This window comes from Lactobacillus sp., assembly GCF_051873315.1.
In the GTDB taxonomy this organism is placed as follows: domain Bacteria; phylum Bacillota; class Bacilli; order Lactobacillales; family Lactobacillaceae; genus Lactobacillus.
Genome location: NZ_JBJEES010000159.1, coordinates 1 through 4,855, shown reverse-complemented (window position 1 = coordinate 4,855; position 4,855 = coordinate 1). Strand labels below are relative to the sequence as shown.

Annotated in this window: 4 protein-coding genes and 1 other RNA gene; 2 read left to right on the top strand and 3 right to left on the bottom strand. The window is 50.0% G+C overall.

What is annotated here, in order from left to right:
• Positions 1-91: 91 nt before the first annotated feature.
• The 3 genes from rnpB to ACI32D_RS09565 all read right to left on the bottom strand — a co-directional run bounded on the left by rnpB (position 92) and on the right by ACI32D_RS09565 (position 1,581).
• Positions 92-452: RNase P RNA component class B (rnpB, locus tag ACI32D_RS09575), an RNA gene on the bottom strand.
• Positions 453-480: 28 nt separating this feature from the next.
• Positions 481-945, bottom strand: coding sequence for a DivIVA domain-containing protein (locus ACI32D_RS09570; RefSeq protein WP_439776337.1), 465 nt, complete (start codon positions 943-945; stop codon positions 481-483).
• A gap of 75 nt (positions 946-1,020) precedes the next feature.
• The gene (locus ACI32D_RS09565; protein ID WP_439776336.1) at positions 1,021-1,581 is read right to left on the bottom strand and encodes a DUF1273 domain-containing protein; all 561 of its coding nucleotides are present in this window, start codon (positions 1,579-1,581) and stop codon (positions 1,021-1,023) included.
• Between the two features lie 160 nt (positions 1,582-1,741).
• On the opposite strand from ACI32D_RS09565, the gene recU reads away from it, so the two are divergent.
• Complete coding sequence (gene recU, locus ACI32D_RS09560; RefSeq protein ID WP_439776335.1) at positions 1,742-2,374, top strand: Holliday junction resolvase RecU; 633 nt, start codon at positions 1,742-1,744, stop codon at positions 2,372-2,374.
• Positions 2,361-4,676, top strand: coding sequence for a transglycosylase domain-containing protein (locus tag ACI32D_RS09555; protein WP_439776334.1), 2,316 nt, complete (start codon positions 2,361-2,363; stop codon positions 4,674-4,676). Before recU ends, ACI32D_RS09555 begins: the two co-directional genes overlap by 14 nt.
• Positions 4,677-4,855: the final 179 nt, after the last annotated feature.

Sequence of the window (4,855 nt, the reverse complement as noted above, 5' to 3'; positions counted from 1 at the left end):
GATCTTTATCTTGTTTTTATCTTTGCAGGCTTTTTCCTTAAAAAAGAAAAAGTTGGGCTTCAAACGAAGTCCAACTCTCTGCCTTGCAAATTTCTATAAGCCACGTTCTGTTCCACCAACCGCCGGCCGCGGCTGGTTTCAGCAGCCATCTATCTCTACATGATGTAGTCCAACTTTTGGTTCATTTGCCTAAGTTGAGACGCCCCTACCAAATTTTGGGTTACACGCTCGCAGGGTTTACCTCGTTCCACCAAGCCGGTTTCCCGGCTTGCTCCGTCACTGTGGCACTTTCAAGATATTCACGCATGGCCAGGCTTTAGCGCTTTCTCTGCCGTGAGGCTCAAGGCCTCCTCCAGCTTATTGGGCTGAATACGATCACTACGGGCATCGCAGCCCGTGCGTGCGTGGACTTTCCTCAGCCGGCTCAAGGCCGGCCGCGACTGCTCAAAATTTGCAACATTACTATTATAGCAAACTTTCTTACTTTTGTAAGTCCTGAATTCCGTAAACTCTTTGTTCCAGATTGTAGACCTTCCGCTCCAGAGTTGAAAGTCTTTGAATGATTGCCATGTTAGTTGAAATTTCGCCGCTAGTACTGCTGCTATCCAAGGCGAAGTCGGTCCGCTGCCTTTGTGAGCTCGGCACGTAGGTCTTGACGTCTTCTTCCTTGCTTTCAGTAGTCGCTGATGCCGGTACGGCTGCCGGGATTTCCTTGACGGCCTTTTCTTCCTGCTTGACCTGCTTCTCAGCGTCGATCACTTGCCCCTGCAGTTCACCAATCCGCCCGTATAGGTCTTCAATGATGTCCTGGAAGGTCTCATAGTCGGAAATGATTTGGTCCAGGTAAGAATCAACCTCATCCGGATCATAGCCCTTGACCTTGCTTCTGAACTGCTTCTTTAAAATGTCCTGCGCGGACAGCTTAATATCGTTTAAATCTGCCATTAACTCTTGACTCCTTTATACTAAAGTCATTTTATCAAAAAGCGACTCCATAAAAAAGAAAGAAAGAGTTAAAATTTACCATTCTCTTTGATTTTCTTCATATTCCCGGGCGGCCTGCTCCAAGTCATAATAATCGAGCAGGTCCAGCTGGTAGTCATCGCGCTTTTGCAGGTATTTTTCAATCATCTCGTAGTCATATTTGCTCTTGCCTGGGTATTCCGGGTCATAGACCAAAAGGGCCCGGTCGGTATGCTGGAACATGAACTGCTGGTAGTCCCTAAGCTGGCGGGCACCCTGGTAAGATCCTTTTGAAGTCGCGGACCAGAAGTCAGCTAGATTTTTTAAATTCTGCAGCTTCAGCTGGTTGTTTTCGCTCCAGCGACTGCCAAAGTCCAAGTAAGGCAGCATCACCGCAACCCGCAAGTTGTATTCCTGCCGCAAATCCAGCGCTACTTCCGCGCTCCACTGCTCAACGCCCAGGTTAGCGCCGGTGATGACCCAGTCCAGCTGTCCTTCTTCCAGCAGATTAGTCAGGTACTGCTTAATGGCGTATTTGATCACCGTGATTTTTGGATCCTTGTCGCCAAAAGTTCCCAGTTCATAGCTGCGATAGCCGCTGATCCAAATTCGCTGCATGCAAATTTCCTCCTTAATTCTTTTGCTTTGCCAGGTCTTTAAAAACATTGTAACATTAACCGAAAAAGCAAGGATGATCGAGCTTTAGCGCTAGCGCAAAAATAATCTGATTAGGTTTCTCAAGTTTTTATTGTTATAATGACTTCCAGGAGTGAACTTTATGGTTAAATACCCAACTGGATCTGTCATCCCCTTAAGGGCAGCCCAGCGGCAAGGAGAAAAGGCCCTGCTTAAGAAGGCCAGCTTTTCCGACCGCGGGATGACCCTGGAGCAGCAGATCAACGAATCAAACCAGTACTACCTCGACGCGGGCATCGCGGTCGTCCACAAGAAACCGACCCCGATCCAGATCGTCAAGGTCGACTACCCGAAAAGATCGCGGGCCGTCATCCGCGAGGCCTACTTCCGACAGGCCTCAACGACTGACTACAATGGCGTTTATCAGGGCTACTACCTTGATTTTGAAGCCAAGGAGACGCGCAACAAAACTTCTTTTCCTTTAAAGAACTTTCATGACCACCAAATCCTGCACCTGCAGCAGTGCCTGGACCAAGAGGGCATCTGTTTTGCCCTTATCGGTTTCATGAGTTTGGAGCGCTACTTCGTTACCCCGGCATCTTTTTTGATTCAAGCTTGGCAAAACTGGAAGGCTGCCGGCAAGAGTTCTATGACTCTTGCTGAAATCGAAGCTAACTCCTTTGAAATTAAAAGCGGATTCCGGCCTGCCCTGCCTTATTTAGAGGCGGTCGACCGGATCATTGCGGATAGGAAACAAGAACATGGCAACAAATAGTCCAGAGCAAAAGAACACGCGGATGGCGCGCCTGCATGCCAATGACGGCGCCAAGAAGGCCCGGCCCGTTCTGCGGGTAATCAAATGGCTTTTTCTGCTCTTTTTCTTGCTGATCATCTCCGGCGTCGGCGTCTTCGCCTATTATGCCAAAGACGCGCCGAGCATCAGCACCGCCAAGCTGCAAAGCGGCGGCACATCAAGTTTTTACACTACCGATGGCAAATTTTTAATGTCACTGGGTTCACAAACCCGGGTTTATGCTAAAGATTCGGATATCCCCCAGACCTTGAAAGACGCGGTCGTCTCCATTGAAGACAAGCGCTTCTATTCTGAAAGCTTGGGGATCGACCCCTTCCGGATTGTGTCTTCCTTCTTGACCAACGTCAAGAGCTCCAGCACCGTGGCCGGCGGGTCAACCATCACCCAGCAGCTGGTCAAATTGACCTGCTTCTCAACCGCCAGCTCCCAACGGACCCTGTCCAGAAAGGCCCAGGAAGCCTGGCTGGCCATGAAGGTTGAAAGAGAATACAGCAAGGACCAGATCCTGGAATTCTACATCAACAAGGTCTACATGAACTACGGGACCTATGGGATGGGGACGGCAGCCAACTACTACTATGGCAAGTCCCTCAAGCAGCTGGACCTGGCCCAGCTGGCCCTTTTGGCCGGGATGCCTAACGCCCCGGTGGCCTACAACCCTTACTTATACCCAAAGAAGGCTAAGTACCGGCGGGACCTGGTCTTAAAGGCCATGTACGACAATAAGAAAATCACCAAAAAGCAGTACCTGGCTGCCAAGGCTGAAGACGTGCAGAAGGGTCTGAAGAAGCACACGACCAGCACTGAATCCAAGCTGCGCAAGGTCGACGACGCCTACATCAAGGAAGCAATTGCTGAAGTACAGGCTGACGGCTATGACCCATATAACGACAACCTGAAGATTACCATCAACATCAACCAGGCTGCCCAAAACAAGCTCTACTCCCTGGCCAACAGCGGCAGCGTTGCTTTCACCAGTAAGAAGATGCAGATCGGGGCCACGGTCGTCAACCCGAAGAACGGCCACGTCATCGCCATCCTTGGGGGCCGAAAATTGCCATCGGTCCAGCTGGGACTTGACCGGGCAGTCCAAACCGGCCGGTCGACCGGGTCAACGATCAAGCCAGTCTTAGACTACGGTCCGGCAATTGAATATCTCAACTGGGGAACCAGCCATATCCTTCAGGATACCAAGTACACTTACCCAGGTACCAACATCCAGCTTTATGACTGGGACAACACTTACCAAGGGTCAATGAGCATGCGCTACGCCCTGGTTCAGTCCAGAAACGTGCCAGCCGTCAGAGCCTTGAATGAAGTTGGGATTTCTCGAGCATCACTTTTTGCCAGAAAACTGGGCGTCAACGTCTCTGCCAACGCTGGTTTGTCAACAGCGATCGGGGCTGACGCCTCCAGCTTACAGATGGCGGCTGCTTACGGAGCCTTTGCGACAATGGGCGTCTACCGCAAGCCGCAGTTCGTCTCCAAGATCGAAACGGCTGACGGGCAAGTGCGCAAATACAACTCTACTGGCAAGCGGGTCATGAAGAAGTCAACCGCCTACATGATCACTGACATGCTCAAGGGCGTCTTCACCAGCGGGACCGGGACCACGGCCAAGGTCAGCGGGATCTACGAGGCCGGCAAGACTGGTACGGTTAAGTACTCCGACTCAGAGCTAGTTAAGTACCCAAGCTACAGCTCAACGCCAAAGGACTCCTGGTTTGTTGGCTACACCAAACAGTACTCGATTGGGATCTGGACAGGCTATGACAACTTAAAGGACGGGACGATTTCCGGGGTCGGCCAGTATTCGGCCCAGCTGATTTACAAGTATATGATGTCTTACTTGATGGCTGACGAAGACAGCACCGACTGGGAAATGCCATCAACGGTCGTTAAGAAGCGGATCGTCAAGAATACTGAAGACGAAGTGGCCTCCCCTGGCCAGTCATATACTTGGGAACTCTTCGTTAAGGGGCATTCACCGACTGATGCCGACTATGTCAGCTCAAGCACGAGTTCTACTACAAGTTCCAGCTCAACTGTAACTTCCAGCGTCAAGTCCAGCTCCAGTTCCAGCTCTTCTAAGTCCAGTTCAAGTTCTTCAGTAAGTTCAAAATCCTCATCTTCATCCAGCTCAGCAAGTTCAAGCTCGGTTTCCTCCAGCTCTGCTGTTTCGTCCAGCCAGAGCAGCGAAGCCCCGAAGGCTGAAGAAAACAAGCAGGACAACAATAATACTGACAATAAACAAGGCAATTAAGCCTCAGGTCTGCCAGACAGAGTCTGGCAGGCCTTTTTCTTTGCTCTTGTCTTCTTAAGGCTATGTTTTTTGACCATACTTTATTTTTTCTCTTTAAAAATTCGATACCTAGCTATTTATTTTCAGAAGTGAAACAAATAGAATAGACAGTGAATCATTGAAAAGGAGGTTTTTATTTT

Coding starts and splice junctions, on each gene's coding strand:
- ACI32D_RS09570 (WP_439776337.1), bottom strand. CDS start 945: ATGGCAGATTTAAACGATATTAAGCTGTCCGCGCAGGACATTTTAAAG.
- ACI32D_RS09565 (WP_439776336.1), bottom strand. CDS start 1,581: ATGCAGCGAATTTGGATCAGCGGCTATCGCAGCTATGAACTGGGAACT.
- recU (WP_439776335.1), top strand. CDS start 1,742: ATGGTTAAATACCCAACTGGATCTGTCATCCCCTTAAGGGCAGCCCAG.
- ACI32D_RS09555 (WP_439776334.1), top strand. CDS start 2,361: ATGGCAACAAATAGTCCAGAGCAAAAGAACACGCGGATGGCGCGCCTG.